This window comes from Cohnella sp. GCM10020058 (assembly GCF_042683485.1).
In the GTDB taxonomy this organism is placed as follows: Bacteria; Bacillota; Bacilli; order Paenibacillales; family Paenibacillaceae; genus Cohnella.
Genome location: NZ_JBHUJV010000007.1, coordinates 86,901 through 103,920, shown reverse-complemented (window position 1 = coordinate 103,920; position 17,020 = coordinate 86,901). Strand labels below are relative to the sequence as shown.

Sequence of the window (17,020 nt, the reverse complement as noted above, 5' to 3'; positions counted from 1 at the left end):
AAGGCGGGAATACGATGGATTTGTTCAGCTACGAAGAAGAAAAGCGACCGACTGCCAGGCTGTTGGCCGACCGCATGCGGCCGGAGTCGCTTGAAGAATATATCGGTCAGGAACATATCGTGGGACCGGGAAAGCTGCTTCGCAGAGCGATCGAAGGAGACGCGGTCACTTCGATCCTGCTGTTCGGTCCTCCCGGATCGGGAAAGACGACGCTCGCGCATATCATCTCGAAGCGTACGGAAGGCGACTTCGTCCGTCTCAACGCGGTGGACGCTTCCGTGAAGGACGTACGGGAGGTCATCGAGCAAGCGGAGCGCAATAAGAGCATGTACGGCCGCAAGACGATCCTGTTTCTGGACGAGGTACACCGGTTTAACAGCGCGCGGCAGGATGCCTTGTTGCCCGCCGTCGAGAAAGGCATCATCGTGTTCATCGGAGCGACCACGGAAAATCCGTACCACTCGGTCAACGGCGCCCTCTTGTCCCGCTCGACGCTGTTCCGGCTCGAGGCGTTGACGAAGGCGCACTCGCTAGAGGCCATGCGGCGGGCGATCGCCGATCCGGCCAAAGGGCTAGGTTTTATGAAGCTCCATGTCGACGAAGAGGCGCTTGATCATATCGCTTCAATGGCGAATGGCGATATCCGGCGGGCGCTGACCGCGCTGGAGCTGGCGGCGGTTACGACGCCTTCCGAGCTCGACGGTTCCGTCCGGTTAACGCTCGAGGTCGCGGAGGAGTCGATTCGCCAGCCGACGATTCAGGCGGACGAGTCGACGCAGTACGACGTGCTCTCGGCCTTTCACAAGAGCGTACGCGGGTCGAGCGATGCGGCGCTGTACTGGTTTTTGTACGCGGTCGAGCGTCTGGGGATGGACCCGATGACGTTTCTGCGGCGTCTGACGGTGGCGTGCAGCGAGGACATCGGGCTGGCGAACCCGCAAGCGATGGTGCAGGCGGTAAGCGCGATGGAGGCGTATCACCGGATCGGATGGCCCGAATCCAAGTACGTCGTCGCCCAGGCGATTCTGTTTGCAGTCGAGAGTCCAAAGTCCAATGCGATCGCGGTGACGATCGGCAAGATCGAAGCGTCTTTCGAGCAGACCAAATCGGCCGAGGTCCCGATGCATTTGCGTGACGGCCATTACGGCGGAGCCAAGAAGCTCGGGCATGTCGGCTACAAATATCCGCACGATTTTCCCGGACATTATGTGGACCAGCAATATTTGCCCGAAAAACTTAAAAAACGAGCGTTTTACGAGGCGACCGAGCAAGGGATGGAGGAGCGGATCCGCACGAATCAATTGCGGCGCAGGAAGACGGATCGGACCTGATGCCGATCGCCTCGGCGTGAATTCGGACAAGCAGACAAGCCTGCACCGCTTCCAATCGGCCGGTATTCGGGATATGAGGCCTTTAAGGAGCGTTCATGCGGCATAGAAGGGGATTCAGGCCCGAGCGGACCGCTTCTTCTCCCGTTTTCGGGCCGATGCTGCGTTTGACGCGGCGACCGAACATCGACTAAGCTTAGAATATTAATCGGAACGTTACTCGTTATCCTTGTGTTTTGAATTTAAAGGAGGTGCACCTGTTCTCCGTCAGGGGGGCAGGGACAATTTGGAAGGTGACCCTTTTCCGGTTGCGGTGAATTTAATTCTGATCCTCGTTTTGGTGTTCCTGAACGGCTTTTTCGTCGCGGCCGAGTTCGCGATGGTCAAGGTCCGGGGCTCCCGCATCGATACGCTCGTGCAGGAAGGGAACGCCCGCGCGCGCTTCGCTTCGCATTTGACCTCACATTTGGACGCTTATCTGTCCGCGTGCCAGCTCGGCATTACCTTGGCCTCCCTAGGTCTAGGCTGGATCGGCGAACCGGCGATTGCCGACGCGATCGAGCCGCTATTCGTAGCGGTAGGACTGCCCGAATCCTGGATCCATCCGATTTCCTTTGTCATTGCCTTTACGCTGATTACCGTGCTTCATATCGTGCTCGGCGAGCTTGCGCCCAAGACGCTGGCGATTCGCCAGGCGGAGAAAATTACGCTCTGGGCCGCGGGGCCGCTCATTTTTTTCGCGCGCATCATGAATCCGTTTATTTGGCTGCTTAACGGTATGGCCAATGGCCTGCTACGCCTGTTCGGCATCGCACCTGCGTCCGAATCCTCGTCCGCGCATACGGAAGAGGAGATTCGCATTCTCATGAAGGAAAGCCACGAGAGCGGCCTCATCGACAAGACCGAGCTTACATTAATGGACAATATTTTCGACTTTGCGGATACGACCGCACGGGAGATCATGATTCCTCGCACGGAGATGGTATGCCTTTACGCGAACCATCCGTTTGAGGCGAACAAGGCCGTCGCGCTTAAGGAAATGCACACCCGCTATCCGCTGTGCGACGACGACAAAGACGATATTATCGGATTTATTCATATCAAGGATCTGCTTAAGCTGCCTGACAACGCCGTGCACGATATTCGCGAGCTGGCCCGTCCGATGACGACTGTGCCGGAGAGTATGCCAATCAGTACGCTGCTCAAAATGATGCAAAAGCGCAAGACCCAGATCGCGATCTTGATCGACGAATACGGCGGTACGTCAGGCCTCGTCACGCTCGAGGACATCATGGAGGAGCTGGTCGGCGAGATACAGGATGAATTTGACGAGGAGCGTCCGGACATGGAGCGTCTCGACGAATATACGTGTTCGGTCAGCGGCCTTGTTCTGATCGACGAAATCAACTCGGAGTTCGGTCTTGATATTCCATCGGACGACTACGATACGATCGGCGGATGGATGTATTCCCAAATCGAGATTCCTCCGCGCAAGTACCAGACGATCGAGCTGGAATCCGGCTTCCGCTTCGTCGTGATGGAGATCGATAATCTTAGGGTGTCGCGGATCTCGATTATTCGTCCCGAGGCGTACGAAGGCCATTCCCCGCTGCAGGCGTCGGGTTAAGCAGTCCTTTAAAGGTAATAAGCCTTGAACATATCATTGATTACTTGGTCGCAAAGCATGCGCCGTTCGCACCCCAAGCGGGAGCGGGCGGCTTTTTTGCATGAATTTTTTTTCAGGAAAGGGAGGCTGATTACGATGGAAGAGCAATTGCAAGGCGCTTCGGCCACGCCGCACGACGAAGCGTTTAAAAAACTGCTGCAGACGTTTTTCAAAGAATTTATCGCTTTGTTTTTTCCGGAGGTTCATCAGAAAATCGATTATTCGAAAGCAAAGCTCTTGATGCAAGAGCAACTGGTCGATATCGTTGGACAGGAAGCCCGCACGCTCGACCTGCTTCTTGAAGCGCAGCTTCTGGAAGAGGCGTTTTTCGTATTGATTCATTTTGAGCCTCAATCGTATCGGGACGATCGGTTCGCGGAGCGGATGTTTATTTATTTTAGCCGCCTTTACGAACGTTATCGCAAAACGCACAAACGTATTATACCCATCGCCGTTTTTGCGGCGGATTCGACGCGGCTTGAATCCGATCGGCTGTCCATGCCGCTGCCCGGGTCCGACGAAGAGGTTTTGCAGTTTAAGTTTTTGAAAGTCGAGCTCAAAAGAAAGAACTGGAGGGATTTTGCGCAGTCGGAAAATCCGGTCGCCGCTGCGTTGCTCGCCAAAATGGGATATAATCGAAAGGATAAGCGAGAGCTTCGGTTTGCTTATTTGCGAATGTTGCTCAAGCTCAAAAATAAATTAGACCCGGCCCGGATGGCGCTGGTCATGTCGATTGCCGACTTGTATTACGAACCGCAGCCCGAAGAGGATGCAGAGATTTTACAGGATTTGATACAATCCGTCCCCGAGGAGGAGGATTTTATTATGGAGCTTATGCCGGCCTGGAAACGTTGGGGATTTGAAGAAGGCATAGAGCAAGGGATCGAACAAGGCATCGAACAAGGTATCGAGCAAGGCAAAGAAAGATGGAAGCAGGAGGAACGTCGGGAAGTTGTCCGCAAGCTGCTGAGCAAAGGAATGACGCCGGATTCTGTCGCAAACATGCTGGATTTGCCGCTGGCAGAAGTCGAGCGATTAAGCCGGGCCGATTAAAGCTTTGTTCTTGGGGGCGATTTTATGATTTTATTTGATTTGTCGCAGAGCATGGCGGTCATGACGGGGTGAGACGGATACAAGAGCCGCTATTTCGCAAAATCCAAATTGGGCGGCCATTCGCGGACAGTGATGCGCGCAATTCTCATACCGGAGCTTTCGACGGTTTAAGGTAAAAAAAACCTGCATTTATACATGTATTTTTTGCCGTCCGATGGAGCTTGCTGAAATACCTGCAAATGTGCAGGTAAATTCCAAAAACAAGCCGGGAGTCGGGCTGATGGAGGAAAAAGCCTGCACTTTCGCATCTTTTTCGGGTAAAAGGGTCGACTTGAACGAGAATTGATGTATATTTGCAGGCATTCGCGCATAAAAACGGTGTGGGCGACGAACGGACTTTTCATCGGAGAGGTTGTCGAATAAGTCATCGACACGCGTACTCGCGATAAAGCTTCGGATATCTGCAAAACCAAAAAGGACCGTCAGGGGTTTTTCCTGACGGTCCTTTAATATATCTGCCTTATTTACTTTCGACGGCTTATAGTTCCGATCTGCGCAAATGCACGAGCATGAATCCCGCAGCCGCAATCAGGGCGGAGACGGCGCCCGTTCGGAACACGGTAGCGAGTCCATAGGCGTCAAACAAAGCGCCTCCGACCGTACCGGCAATGAGCCCGGCGATTCCCGTCCATACCACGCTGAACAGTGCCTGTCCGGATGACCGGTAGGCATCGCTTACGATGGATTGCAAATAGCGGAGCGCCGTGATGTAGTAGATGCCGAAGGTTACGCTGTGCATCAGCTGGACGGCGATGAATCCCGCAGGCTCGTGAATGACGCTGATGAGCGCAAGTCTGACCGCATATAGCAGACTCGCGATCGCGAGCAAGGGGAGCTCCTTGAAGCGGTTGCCGTAACGCGCGAGCAGAAAAAATATAGGAATCTCGCTGGCAGCAGACGCAAGCCAGGCATACCCGATCAAATCATCGCTCGCCCCGAGATCGCGCATTGCTACGCCAAGGAAGCCTTCGTTCATCCGGTGGGCGATCGATACGAACGCGACGAGCAAGAAAAACATCAGCGTGTCTCCGCGCTTGATGATATCGATCAGACCGCCAAAGCGAAACTTGCCGACCTTGGATTGAAAATCGGCAAGGCCGAGCGAGATCAACAGCGAGATGCACACGGTGCCGAGCGCCAGCCAAAGCGTCCAGTCGGAGCCCGTCTGCTTGAGCACGTAGCCGAAGACGAGCGAGCATAAAGCAAATCCGAGGGAACCGAACATGCGGATTGAAGCGAAGCTCCGCTTCATCGTGCTCGAGGCGAGCAACGACATGCTGTCCATCATCGCATTGACCGGCGTCTGGAACAAGTACATAAGCGCCATAATCAGCGAGATATGCACGAATTCCTTCTGCGGCAGCAGAAGGGCGAGTGCGACGATCTGACCGATGAAAATCAGGTTAAGGACGCGGCGCAGGCCCTGCGTTTTGTCGCTGACGATACCGGCCAACAGATTGGCGAATATCGACATCATGGGTCCGACCGAATAGACGGCTCCGATCTGCAGCTTGGTGAAGCCGAGGTCATAGAAATATAAGGGAAAAAAAGTCGCGATGAGCGTCTGCGTGGCGTAGTTGAAAAAGTGAAGACTGCGCAGAACGGTAAGTTGGGATGAAAAAAAGTTTGGTCGGTTCATCTGGCTTTATCCTCTCCCGGCATAGCCGCTAGCGTGTCTAGAACTTCGGTTTTCATGACGCGTCGGAACAACCAATAAAGCAAGCCGAGCTCGGCGATCATGCCACCTGATTGGGCTAAAGCGCCGAGTATGCCTGTCCAGCCCGGAAGCGAGATCGTCAGTACGATAATAAGCGCCGTTGTCACGACCGCGTTGCCCGTCTGCGAACCGAACATCAGCTTCGTCTGGCCCTTGGACAGGATGATGCCGTTCAGCGTGTCGAGCCACGGGAAGATTAGCACGAAGGGAATGAATCCGCGCAGCGCCAGCATGCTCTCATCGAGCAGCCTGCCCTCGACGCCGAGCAGATGCGTCAGCATCCATTCGCCGGCAGGCGTGAAAGCGAATGCGGCTAGCAGAATGGCCGGCGTAAAGCCGATGAGGAGCACGAATCGTTTAACTTGCCCGGGGGCAGTTCGATAAAACTGCAGCGCGATCTGGTGGAAGTAAGTGAAAAAGCCCAGGCATAGGTTGGTCAGACTGCCCGCAACCGCGAACGATGAGATAGACAGCGTGCCGCGGTCCGTATTGCCCAGCAAGGCGTTCAAGATGGGAGGCACCCAGACGACAATAAAGGAAGAAAAGAGGAGCGGATTGTAAAAGCGTAAAATCTGCCGGGGACTGCGCACCTCGCATTCGGGCGATTCGTCCGGCAGCTTGCGCGCAAGGTTTCTGCCTTCCAGCCAGCTGACGAACGCTTCGATCATCATGCCGAATACGAAGATGATCGCGCCTTGCGTCGAACTGGTGACGCCGATGTGCATGATGTATTGCGCCATCAGGAACATGCCGCCAAGGCGGAACACCATGCCGATGGTCAGCCAACGCGTTCTCATTTTATAGATGATGACCCCTTGATATAGGCAGCGAATGCCGGAGAAAATGCTGAGGAACATCAGAACATGGTAAACGTTAACCGCCGCGTCCGCGATTTCCGGCTCGGCGCCGTAGGCGCCTGCGAAAACGAGCGTGCCGACAGGCGTATAGCCGATCATCGCGCCGAATGCGAGCGAAGCGCCGAACACGATGAAGGCGATCTTCAAAATGGCCCGGTACGATACGCGGTCGCGAACGAGGGCGGAGCAGGTCTCCCGGAACAGCACGGCGGGCCGTTCGCTGACCGTGAGTAAGCTCATGGCCGTCGCGTAACCGGCGATGACCAGCTCGGGATCGTCGGCTCGCGCAAGCGTGCCGTTGATGATGACATGCGAGAGGTTGATCAGCACGGCGGAAACGCCGAGCGGAATGAAAAATAGAAAGAGCGTTCTAAGCGATACGCGGTCAGGATGTTCAGGCAACGAGGTCATCTCCCATTCAAGCTACTCGGATATTATAGCAGTGTAAGAGAGCCAGCGGGCCGTTTTCAATACTTTTTCACTGGATTTACCCCATGCGAAATGATAAATTATTAAATGATGCAAGGCAGGCTGGATGTGGTGATTCAAGTGTCGGCATACGATGCATGGTTGGAAGCCCGGTTTCCGCTGGACAGCCGGCTCGGTATCCCGCTGCCGCGCTTCGACGTGCGGTGGGAGGAGATGAACGTCCTCGAACGGGCTGGCGTCGTCGAGCGTTGGGAACTGATCCGGGGACGCATACCGGATGCGATCATGGCGCGCGAAGCCGATATTCGGCGTCTGCTGGACGAATTGTTCGAAGAAGAAGATTTCGTCCGCTGCTGCTCGCTGAACGAGGAGATCGCCGAAGCCGCAAGCGTTATTCACGACTTGCAGATCTGGTATCGCACGCAGCAGGATTTTGAAGAAGAAAACATCAAGCGGCACGTTTGACGGACCGCGAGGATGCATGGAGGTACCGCGTGAGGGATGAACGATGGCTGGCGAAGACTTCTCCGCGCGGCCCGATCTCGCTGATGGTCCGCGTTTACAGGTATATCCTGCCCGAAGTAAAAGTCGCTTTGGACGATTGGAAGGACCGGGCGGAAGCCATACCCGATCCGGAGCTGCGCAAGCAAGCATTGGCCAGCATCGCGTCCAAGAAGTTCCACTGTCAGGGCGGGGCCGTATACGCAGCGGCGAATCTCGGCAAGAGGGACGTGCTCATACCTCTCATCGTAGCGCTGCAGACGATCAGCGATTACTTGGACAATTTATGCGACAGGAGCACTTCGCTCGATCCGGCGGACTTCAGGCTGCTGCACGAGAGCATGCTGGACGCCGTGACGCCAGGGGCGCCGATTCGCAATTATTATGCACTGCGCCAGGAACAGGACGACGGCGGCTATCTGGCCGCGCTCGTGGAGCGCTGCCAGGCATGCACGGCATCGCTCCCGGCATACGGTTCGGTGCAGGCGCAGGTGAGGGAGCTTGTCTCCTTGTACGGCGATCTTCAGGTGTACAAGCATATCGCGCAGGACCGGCGGGAACAAGCGCTGCTGAACTGGTGGGAGCTTCACGCGCCCCGTCATCCGGGACTTCTGTGGAATGAGTTCGCAGCCGCTACAGGTTCTACGTTGGGGATGTTCATGCTTTTCCTCGCTGCGAGCGAAGACGAGCAATCGCCCGGTATGGGACGCGAGATTGCGGAGAGTTACTTTCCCTCGATCAACGGTCTCCATATCTTGCTCGATTATCTAATCGACCAGGCCGAGGACGAGCAGGGCGGCGATCTTAATTTTTGCAGCTATTACGACGATCAGCAGCAATTGAACGAGCGGTTGCTGCGCATGGTCAGGAGCGCACGCGCCTCGGCGGACCGATTGCCGGCATCCGGCTTTCATCGGATGATCGTTGAGGGTCTGGTTGCGCTGTACTTGTCCGATCCAAAGGTCAAGGGTCAGCGCCGCGTGCGGCAGACGGCGAAGCAGCTAATGAAGGGCAGTCCTTGGACGCGGTTGTTTTTCTGGCTCAACAGCCATCTCATACGCAAAGCGATGTAACAGCAAAGGGGAAGAAGACGATGGGAGCAGTTCAAAAAATCGCAGTATTAACGAGCGGTGGAGATTCTCAGGGGATGAACGCGGCCGTTCGGGCTGTCGTCCGCAGCGCGCTGTTCCGGGGACTTGAAGTGTACGGCGTTCAGCGCGGATACCAGGGCCTATTGAACGAAGATTTGCGCCAGATGGACCTGCGCAGCGTCGGCGACATTATTCAGCGCGGCGGTACGATTCTGCAGACAGCTCGCTGCAAGGAATTTCTGACGCCGGAAGGCCAGCAGCGCGGCGCCGACGTGCTGCGCAAGCACGGAATCGACGGTCTGGTCGTCATCGGCGGCGACGGCTCCTACCAAGGCGCCAACAAGCTGAGCAAGCTGGGCATCAAGACGATGGGGCTGCCGGGTACGATCGACAACGACATTCCGTTCACCGATGTCACGATCGGCTTCGACACGGCGACCAGCATCGTCGTCGATGCGATCAACAAGCTGCGCGACACGATGACATCGCATGAGCGCTCGTCAGTCGTCGAGGTCATGGGCCGTCATTGCGGCGACATCGCCCTTTATGCCGGACTTGCCAGCGGCGCCGAATCGATCCTCGTACCGGAGGTTCCTTTTGACATCCGGGAGATCTCTCAGCGCATGCGGGAGAACTTCCAGAACGGCAAGCGCCATAGTATCGTAATCGTCGCGGAAGGCGTGTGCGGCGGCGACGAGATCGCTCGCCAGATCACCGAGCACAGTGGGATCGAGCCTCGCGTGACGGTGCTCGGCCACATTCAGCGAGGCGGATCCCCGACGCACAACGACCGGATCCTGGCGAGCCGGCTTGGCGACTTTGCAGTCGAGCGGCTTGAAGCAGGCGATTCGGCCAAGGGGTGCGGCATCGTTAAGGGCCAGCTCGTGACGACCGATATCGATACTGTCGTTTCCACCAAAAAGTCGTTCAATATGGACTTGTACAATCTGGCGATCCGGCTTGCGCAATAAAGCGAACGAATGAAAAGACCCTTTTGGCCGGGCACGGCCAAAAGGGTCTTTTCTTGTAGTTTAGAATGGCGGTAAGCGGGCATGCGATAAAGCCTAGTATTGTACGCCGGACGTATAGCGGTTGGTCGCGTTCCACAGCAGGTACTCGTCTACGCCGCTGTCTTGCAGCGCCTTGATCTGCGCCTGCACTTCCGTCGCTCCGTATTTGATGTAATGCCCGCTGCCGAGCCAACTGGCCGTGAAGTCCTGAATCCATGGGCGAATGACCGGTTTGGCGTCTGCGAGGGGATCCAGCTTCTTGTGCGTATCGACCATCGCGCCCTTAATCGTGGCGTAAGGCGCTTTGTCCGGATCCGTCTGTTTGAACCAGCCGGTGCTGTAATGGCTCGGATAGATCATCGGGCTGATCACGTCGACGTTGGACGAGATTTTGCCGAAGTCTTGGCCGATGCCCTCGGCGGCAGGTACTGAGGCGGCATATCCGAAAATATCGACCGATACGCGAACGCCGAGCGGCTCCAGCTGTTCTTTGGCATACTTGACGAAGCCGGACACGACGTCCGTGCGGGATTCGTCCGATTTCGTGAACTTGAGGCTGTCCGCCTTCTTCTCGAAGCCTTCCGGGAATCGCACGTAGTCGAACTGGATCTCCTTGAAGCCGAGCTTGGCGGCTTCCTTGGCGACGGCTATATTGTAGTCCCACACTTCTTTTCGGTACGGATTGACAAAGCTGTCTTTTTTACCGTTCTGCCAGACGGTCCCGTTCGCCGTGACGAATGACAGCTCGGGATGTTTCTTCGCCAGCACCGAGTCTTTGAAGACAACGATCCGTGCGATCGGATACACCTCGTGTTTCTTAAGCGTGTCCATCAGGGCGCCGATATCCTTGATGAATCGCATCGGCGTGCCGAGCTTCTGCAATTCGGGATTATCGGTCTTGTACGTGATGTAGCCCAGGTCATCTTTAATATCGATAACCATGGCGTTCAATGCCGTCTTGTCGAGCAAGTCGAGCAAGGTCGTCATTCGCTCGCCGCCTGCGCTATAGGCTGTGACGTATACGCCCTTTACCTTGGGCGCATCGGGCTGCGGATCTGCGTGAGGTTTGTCCGCTTCCCCGCCGCTCGGCTCGCCGTTCGCTGGCGTTGTCGCTGGCGGTGCAATGGTGCCTCCGGTTGACTGCGACTTTTCAAGATTATGCCAAGCGACTTGCCACAAATTGCCCAAACTACTTCCACTTTCCGGTTTTTGCTGCGGGTGCCCCCATGCTGATTGGAGAAGCAGCAGCAGCGTCAATAACACATTCATTTCACTCTCTCCCCGCTTGCTCTTCCCAACTGTAACCCGATTATAAACGAGTTCAAACAGTGGATACAGAGGTAATTTGTAGAATTTTATTCATTCCCGAAGAGGTCTGCGGAACTAAAAGCTAAGCGCGTCGCAGATCGTGGCTGCAAGATTGTGTCAACGGTTCGCCATCGCTTGCATATAGTGGTATGATCTAATGGTATGCTTTTGCCGTGCATCCTATAGCCGCGGGGCTGGCGGCTATTTTTGCCACCACGCCCGCCTGCTTGAAATCGGGAAAATCGCGTTAAAATAAGGACCCCGTATTCCATTTGCCCAAAGCTTAGGACGATGGTTGGAGCAATTGCAGCGCTTGCATACGGACGGCCTGCCGGAGAGCTTGGCCCCAAGGTCATATAGCTGGAGTTTGAAGGCCGTTTTGTGTTATAATGATCTGTATATTTTTTTGGCAGAGCCGTTAGTTGATGGACCGGCACCGTTAGTTGATGGCCCCATAACAGAAGGAGTATGAAACTAATTTGAGTAAATTTACGGATTTTGGTTTGGAAAGTGATGTCCTGCAAGCAATTTCCCAGCTTGGATACGAAGACGCTACGCCGATTCAGAGCCAGGCGATCCCGGTAGCCCTCAGCGGCCGCGACATGATCGGTCAGGCACAGACGGGAACGGGCAAGACGGCCGCCTTCGGCATTCCGCTGGTCAGCAAGATTCAAGCTTCCGAGGATCGCATCGTGACGCTCGTCATGACGCCTACTCGCGAGCTCGCTATTCAGGTGGCCGAAGAGATTGAAAAGCTCGGCCGTTTCAAGGGGCTTCGTTCCCTCGCGATCTACGGCGGTCAAGATATCGGACGCCAGATTCGCGGCCTGAGACGCAAACCACAGATTATTATCGGCACGCCGGGCCGTTTGCTTGACCATATCAACCGCAAGACGATCAAGCTGGAGGACGTTCAGACAGTCGTTCTTGACGAAGCCGACGAAATGCTCGACATGGGCTTTATGGAAGATATTCAATCGATTCTAAGCCTTGTACCGGCTGAGCGCCAGACGCTGCTCTTCTCCGCCACGATGCCTGCCAACATTCAGAGGCTGGCGCAGCAGTTCCTTCGCACGCCTGAACATATCTCGGTTATTCCAAAAACGTCTACGACGGCCAGCACCATCCAGCAATTCTATGTCGAAGTACAAGAGCGCATGAAGTTCGACGCGCTGTGCCGCCTGCTCGACATGGAACCGCCGGAGCTCGCGATCGTATTCGGTCGCACGAAGCGCCGCGTAGCCGAGCTGTCCGAAGCCCTCATGAAGCGCGGATATGCCGCTGACGGCCTGCACGGCGACTTGTCTCAGAACCAGCGCGACGCGGTCATGCGCAAGTTCCGCGACGGCAGCATTGCCGTTCTGGTCGCGACGGACGTCGCTGCGCGCGGTCTCGACGTTTCCGGCGTCACGCACGTCATTAACTTCGACCTGCCGCAAGATCCGGAGAGCTATACGCACCGGATCGGCCGTACGGGCCGTGCTGGCAAGGAAGGCACGTCCTGGTCGTTCGTTACGTATCGCGAGATGGAGCATCTGCACTTCATCGAGCGTGTTACGCGCTTCCGCATCTCCAAAAAGGCGCTGCCGACCGTCGCCGAGGCGGTCGAAGGCAAGCAACGCGTCATCGCCGATCGCTTGATCGAAGCCGTGAGCGCAGAGGACTCGGATTTCGATTCCTTCAAGGGCATCGCGACCGAGCTGCTTGAGCGTCACGATTCCGTCGAACTGCTGTCCGCGGCTATCAAGCTTCTGGCCGGCGACAAGAACGACGTAGCCGTAGAGCTCACGCCGGAAGATCCGATCCGCTCGAAGAAGCGCAAGTTCGGCGATCGCGGCGGCAGCAGCGGCGGTTACGGCGGCCAACGTCGCAGCGGTTATGGCAGCGGCGGACAAAGCGGCGGCGGCTACAGAGGCGGCAGCAGCAGCGGCGGCGGCTATAGAGGCGGCAGTGGCGGCAGTGGTGGCGGTTATAGCGGCGGCCAAGGCGGCAGCGGCCGCAGCAGCAGCAGCTACGGTAACCGCAAGCCTTACAGCGGCGACTCCCGCCGTGAAGACAGCTACCGCGACGGCGGCCGTCCGAGCGGCGGACGCCGCGAAGATTCGCGCGGCAGCCGCAGCGAGGATTTCGTTAATATCTAACACCCGATTTATTTGAAGGGCAAGGTGCGCGGGCGGTGCGATCCGCATGCGCACCTTGCCGTATATCAGGAGGCGTTTCTCATGGAAATGCGCGGCATGATGGGCGGGTTCTACAAGATTTCCGAATGGATCATGCGCCTGTCCGTTACAAATGTGCTATGGGTGTTGACCTCGCTGCCGGTATGGTTCTTCCTCGTTTTCGGCGTCTTGAGAGCGTCTACAACGGACGAGCTGGTCACCATGCTCATTCCGATGGCTGTACTGATGCCCTTCACCTGGTTTCCATCGACCTCAGCCATGTTCTCGGTCGCCCGCAAATGGGTGATGGGAGATACGGACGTTCCGCTGCTCAAAACCTTTTTCCGCAGCTATAAGCAGAATTATTTACAGGCGATGCTTGGCGGACTGTTATATTCGTTGCTGTTCGTTATTTTGATCGTCGACTACCAGGTCTACTTGAAGAAGTTCGAAAACCTCGGCGTGTTGTCGATCTTGTTCCTCGCGCTAATGGTACTGCTTCTCGTATCGTTGTTCCAATTTTTCTCGCTGCTGTCGCATTTCCACATGAAAACGATACAACTCCTTAAAAACGCCGTCGTCCTAACGATAGGCAAACCGCTGAGATCGCTATCCACGGCGATCGGGAGTGCGGTTATCGTGTTCATCAGCTTCAAGTATACGTTTCTGATTCCGTTTTTCATGGGTAGCCTTATCGCTGTGTTCGCCTTCTACAACTTCTACCTAACCATTCAAAAAATGCAGGCGATGGCGAACAAGGAAGAGGATCCGCTTCCGATCGAGGAATCGCCTACCCGTGATGAGGACATGCCCAAGGTTTAGCTCAGGACGAGCAGTCCCAGCTGGTTAATGAACCCAAGAGGCGTGTTGAAGTTTACTTTTCTCGGCAGCCTGTATATAATGGGTATCAATCCTGCCTTGCACGTTACGGCGACACATGTTTTGAACCAATGCTGTTTCCTAGGGAGCTCTACATCGCCCTGCGGATGACACGCCCCCGAAAAGGGTAGTCAGCATGCAGCGCTGCGGGCACCCACCTGCGAGAGCGGGTTCAGAAACAAGCGCGTCGGACGGCAAAGGCGGGTTTTCCGTTATTTGGCTTTAAACCCCGGGACGGGCATGGTATGATTAGCTTTAGCGCAGGTCACCCGGAGGGAGAGAGTGGAATTTGCTGAAGAGAGTACTCGTCGGATTAATACGCAGCCAAGAACACACTGGCGACAAGGCGAAGGATCCGAAGCTGAAATCCCATTACTACCGATTGTCAAAGGACAGGGCGTTCGAGGAAGTGGCTTCCGTCCTGAAGAAAATGCAGGGTTATAAAGTGCTTCATGAGGTCCCGAATATCGGAGAGCTTGTGCTTGAAAAGCGGACGATGGCCGGACGTACGATGGACATTACCGTACAGATCGTGGGCACGGGGTTCGGCAACTCGGCTGTTGATATTTACTCCGCTTCCCGGGGATCGCTCGGCGATCTTGGCGCGAACTACCGCGTGATCCAGGAGATTTACGGCGTTCTGGACAAGAAGCTATCCAATTACAAAAATTGAGTTTTTAAACATAGATCTCGACGCAAAGAAGCGAGGTATAGGCTTGGGCCTTGCCTCGCTTCTGTATGTCGTATGAAGTCGATCGCTCTCGTATTAGAGCAGTTGGCGAACGGCGGCTACGGCCGCGTCGTAGTCCGGGTGCTCGGTCATTTCTTTAAGTACTTCGACGTAAACGATTTTGTCGCTGGCGTCCAGTACGAAGATTGAACGCATGTCGAGGGCGAATTCCTTGATCAGGACGCCGTAGGCTTTGCCGAAGTTGTTGTCCTTGTAGTCAGACAGCAGAACGACGCGATCGATGCCTGCGGCTCCGCACCAGCGAGCTTGGGCAAAGGGGAGATCCGCGCTGACGGTAAGTACTTGGACCTGCTCGCCGAGCTTCGCTGCTTCTTCGTTAAATCTTCTTGTCTGGGCGTCGCAAACGCCGGTGTCGATTGAAGGTACAACGCTGATCAGCTTGATTTTCCCTGCGTAATCCTTGAGAGAGACCGTCTCGACGAGGCTTTTGCTCAGTTGAAAGTCAGGTGCCTGATCGCCGGCTTGGAGCTCGGGACCGATCAGCGTAATGGGATTGCCTTTGAACGATGCTGCTTGATTACGTTCTTGACTCATGGATAGTAGGGCCTCCTTCTGCGAATGGACTTGACGTAACCCATTATAAATGTCGGAATTGCCGTTGTCCAATGACGAATTGCAGCCAGACAAAGGAGTGATGGTCTTTGATTTTTATTCGTTATGAGAGTCTAAAGCAATATCTTCGTCTGTATCCCGTCAATTCGACGATCATCGCTGCCAATCTGGTCATGTTCGTGATCATGCTGTTTAACGGCGACCCTACGCGCGGCGATACGTTGGTTAAATATGGAGCGCTAACGAGCTTTCCGGGTTATGACCAGAATTGGCGATTCGTTACGGCTCTTTTTTTGCATGCGGGTCTTGCCCATCTTGCGATGAACATGTTTGCGATTTTTGTGTTCGCGGCGCCGCTTGAGCGGTTGTTCGGGCATGCGAGATATGCTTTCTTTTATTTGATCTCAGGTGTACTGGGCAATGTGTTCGCTGCAGCATTCTCGGGACCGGAGTGGATCGCGGTTGGAGCATCCACCTCTATTTACGCCTTGTACGGCGCTTATTTGTTCATGGTGGTGTTCCAGCGATATGCGCTTGATCAAGGCTCGAGGTCGACGATTCTAGGTATTCTTGTAATCGGGCTTGTCATGTCTTTTATCGTGCCGGGCATTGGTTATTGGGCGCATGTGGGCGGTTTGCTGGCAGGGTTTGTTTTGTACGCATTGATGGGCAGCCGATTTTTGCAGCGATAAGGAAGAGGGAAGGGGCTCTAATCGTGGAGCTTAGGCAATTGCAATACTTTATCCAGGTGGCGCGCCTGCAGCACGTAACCAAAGCGTCGGAGGAGCTTCATGTGGCGCAGTCAGCGGTGAGCCGACAAATTCATCGACTGGAAGAGGAGCTCGGCGTGAGGTTGTTTATGCAACGGGGGCGCAACGTTCAGTTGACTCCGGTAGGTCAGCTGTTTCTGAAGCGCGTGCAGAGCGTGCTGCAGGATCTGGATCGTGCGGTGAATGAAATTCATGAGTTCATGGATCCGGAGCTTGGGGAGATCAGGCTGGGGTTCCCGCACAGTCTGGGCACGCAGCTCATCCCGCAGGTGATCGCTTGCTTTCGCAAGCTGCATCCTGGCGTAAAGTTCAGGTTCCGGCAAGGGATGTATCCGTCATTGATCCGCGATATCGTAGAAGGGGAGATTGACTTAGCCTTCATTTCTCCGTTTCCCGAGCGGCATGAGCAGGTGACGGGCGAAGTTGTGCTGACGGAGGACCTGTATGCGATACTGCCCCCGAGCCATCCGCTGGCCGGCGAGGAATCGATTCATCTGGCCGAGTTGAAGGACGATACGTTCGTATTGTTCAGCAACGGTTATTCCCTGCGGCCGCTCGTGTGGGATGCTTGCAGGCTCGCCGGCTTCGTGCCGACAATCGGCTTTGAGGGAGAAGAGACGGACACGATACGCGGCTTAGTTGCCGCAGGGATGGGCGTGAGTTTGCTGCCGGAGATGGCGCTCTATCAGACCGGGACGATGATGCCGGCTGTCGTGAAGGTGCGAGAACCGCAAGTAACCCGCACGATCGGTCTGATCAGGCGATCGGGCGAGAAGCCGCAGGCTGTGGTCAAGCTGTTTCATCATTTCTTGGTGGATTACTTTAGCGGGCATTACAAGCCTGTTTGAGCATAAAAGCAAAAGAAAAGGACCGGGCGAGCCCGGTCCTT

The 17,020-nt window shown here is 55.5% G+C and carries 15 protein-coding genes and 1 other RNA gene; 12 read left to right on the top strand and 4 right to left on the bottom strand.

Features of this window, described 5'->3' with window-relative positions; all coding sequences use genetic code 11:
* The first annotated feature begins 14 nt into the window (after positions 1 to 14).
* The 3 genes from ACFSR7_RS10720 (at position 15) to ACFSR7_RS10710 (ending at position 4,047) form a co-directional block, all read left to right on the top strand.
* Positions 15 to 1,331 carry a replication-associated recombination protein A gene (locus tag ACFSR7_RS10720; protein WP_378161319.1) on the top strand — a complete coding sequence of 439 codons (1,317 nt, stop codon included), beginning with the start codon at positions 15 to 17 and terminating at the stop codon, positions 1,329 to 1,331.
* Between the two features lie 283 nt (positions 1,332 to 1,614).
* Positions 1,615 to 2,955 carry a hemolysin family protein gene (locus tag ACFSR7_RS10715; RefSeq protein WP_378161317.1) on the top strand — a complete coding sequence of 447 codons (1,341 nt, stop codon included), beginning with the start codon at positions 1,615 to 1,617 and terminating at the stop codon, positions 2,953 to 2,955.
* 57 nt (positions 2,956 to 3,012) lie between these two features.
* On the top strand, positions 3,013 to 4,047 hold the full coding sequence (locus tag ACFSR7_RS10710) for an Rpn family recombination-promoting nuclease/putative transposase (RefSeq protein WP_378161897.1): 1,035 nt from the start codon (positions 3,013 to 3,015) through the stop codon (positions 4,045 to 4,047).
* A gap of 538 nt (positions 4,048 to 4,585) precedes the next feature.
* On the opposite strand, the gene ACFSR7_RS10705 is transcribed toward ACFSR7_RS10710, so the two are convergent.
* Together ACFSR7_RS10705 and ACFSR7_RS10700 are read right to left on the bottom strand one after the other, a co-directional pair.
* Positions 4,586 to 5,746 carry an MFS transporter gene (locus tag ACFSR7_RS10705; RefSeq protein ID WP_378161315.1) on the bottom strand — a complete coding sequence of 387 codons (1,161 nt, stop codon included), beginning with the start codon at positions 5,744 to 5,746 and terminating at the stop codon, positions 4,586 to 4,588.
* Positions 5,743 to 7,083 (bottom strand): multi antimicrobial extrusion protein MatE, encoded by a 1,341-nt coding sequence (locus ACFSR7_RS10700; RefSeq protein ID WP_378161313.1) that lies wholly within the window; start codon positions 7,081 to 7,083, stop codon positions 5,743 to 5,745. The genes ACFSR7_RS10705 and ACFSR7_RS10700 overlap by 4 nt, the downstream gene beginning before the upstream one ends.
* Before the next feature lie 114 nt (positions 7,084 to 7,197).
* Here ACFSR7_RS10700 and ACFSR7_RS10695 point away from each other — a divergent pair, with 114 nt between their 5' ends.
* The 3 genes from ACFSR7_RS10695 (at position 7,198) to pfkA (ending at position 9,673) form a co-directional block, all read left to right on the top strand.
* Positions 7,198 to 7,575 carry a hypothetical protein gene (locus tag ACFSR7_RS10695; RefSeq protein WP_378161311.1) on the top strand — a complete coding sequence of 126 codons (378 nt, stop codon included), beginning with the start codon at positions 7,198 to 7,200 and terminating at the stop codon, positions 7,573 to 7,575.
* An 83-nt stretch (positions 7,576 to 7,658) separates the two neighbouring features.
* Positions 7,659 to 8,684, top strand: a complete 1,026-nt coding sequence (locus ACFSR7_RS10690) for a tetraprenyl-beta-curcumene synthase family protein (protein WP_378161895.1) — start codon at positions 7,659 to 7,661, stop codon at positions 8,682 to 8,684.
* 20 nt (positions 8,685 to 8,704) lie between these two features.
* On the top strand, positions 8,705 to 9,673 hold the full coding sequence (gene pfkA, locus ACFSR7_RS10685; protein WP_378161309.1) for a 6-phosphofructokinase: 969 nt from the start codon (positions 8,705 to 8,707) through the stop codon (positions 9,671 to 9,673).
* 93 nt (positions 9,674 to 9,766) lie between these two features.
* On the opposite strand, the gene ACFSR7_RS10680 is transcribed toward pfkA, so the two are convergent.
* A complete protein-coding gene (locus ACFSR7_RS10680; RefSeq protein ID WP_378161307.1) occupies positions 9,767 to 10,981 on the bottom strand; it encodes a putative glycoside hydrolase in 1,215 nt (404 codons plus the stop codon).
* Positions 10,982 to 11,499: 518 nt separating this feature from the next.
* On the opposite strand from ACFSR7_RS10680, the gene cshA reads away from it, so the two are divergent.
* The 4 genes from cshA (at position 11,500) to ACFSR7_RS10660 (ending at position 14,731) form a co-directional block, all read left to right on the top strand.
* On the top strand, positions 11,500 to 13,161 hold the full coding sequence (gene cshA, locus ACFSR7_RS10675; RefSeq protein WP_378161305.1) for a degradosome RNA helicase CshA: 1,662 nt from the start codon (positions 11,500 to 11,502) through the stop codon (positions 13,159 to 13,161).
* Between the two features lie 81 nt (positions 13,162 to 13,242).
* Complete coding sequence (locus tag ACFSR7_RS10670; RefSeq protein WP_378124260.1) at positions 13,243 to 14,001, top strand: YesL family protein; 759 nt, start codon at positions 13,243 to 13,245, stop codon at positions 13,999 to 14,001.
* An 85-nt stretch (positions 14,002 to 14,086) separates the two neighbouring features.
* Positions 14,087 to 14,269: non-coding RNA, 6S RNA (gene ssrS / locus ACFSR7_RS10665), on the top strand.
* Positions 14,270 to 14,347: 78 nt separating this feature from the next.
* The gene (locus tag ACFSR7_RS10660; protein WP_282907894.1) at positions 14,348 to 14,731 is read left to right on the top strand and encodes a DUF1499 domain-containing protein; all 384 of its coding nucleotides are present in this window, start codon (positions 14,348 to 14,350) and stop codon (positions 14,729 to 14,731) included.
* 93 nt (positions 14,732 to 14,824) lie between these two features.
* Here the strand turns inward: ACFSR7_RS10660 and tpx are convergent, their stop codons facing one another.
* Positions 14,825 to 15,343 (bottom strand): thiol peroxidase, encoded by a 519-nt coding sequence (gene tpx / locus ACFSR7_RS10655; protein ID WP_378161303.1) that lies wholly within the window; start codon positions 15,341 to 15,343, stop codon positions 14,825 to 14,827.
* A gap of 107 nt (positions 15,344 to 15,450) precedes the next feature.
* Here tpx and ACFSR7_RS10650 point away from each other — a divergent pair, with 107 nt between their 5' ends.
* Positions 15,451 to 16,053: a rhomboid family intramembrane serine protease gene (locus ACFSR7_RS10650; RefSeq protein WP_378161301.1), complete on the top strand. Its 603-nt coding sequence runs from the start codon at positions 15,451 to 15,453 to the stop codon at positions 16,051 to 16,053.
* 23 nt (positions 16,054 to 16,076) lie between these two features.
* Positions 16,077 to 16,979, top strand: coding sequence for a glutamate biosynthesis transcriptional regulator GltC (gene gltC, locus ACFSR7_RS10645; RefSeq protein WP_378161299.1), 903 nt, complete (start codon positions 16,077 to 16,079; stop codon positions 16,977 to 16,979).
* Positions 16,980 to 17,020: the final 41 nt, after the last annotated feature.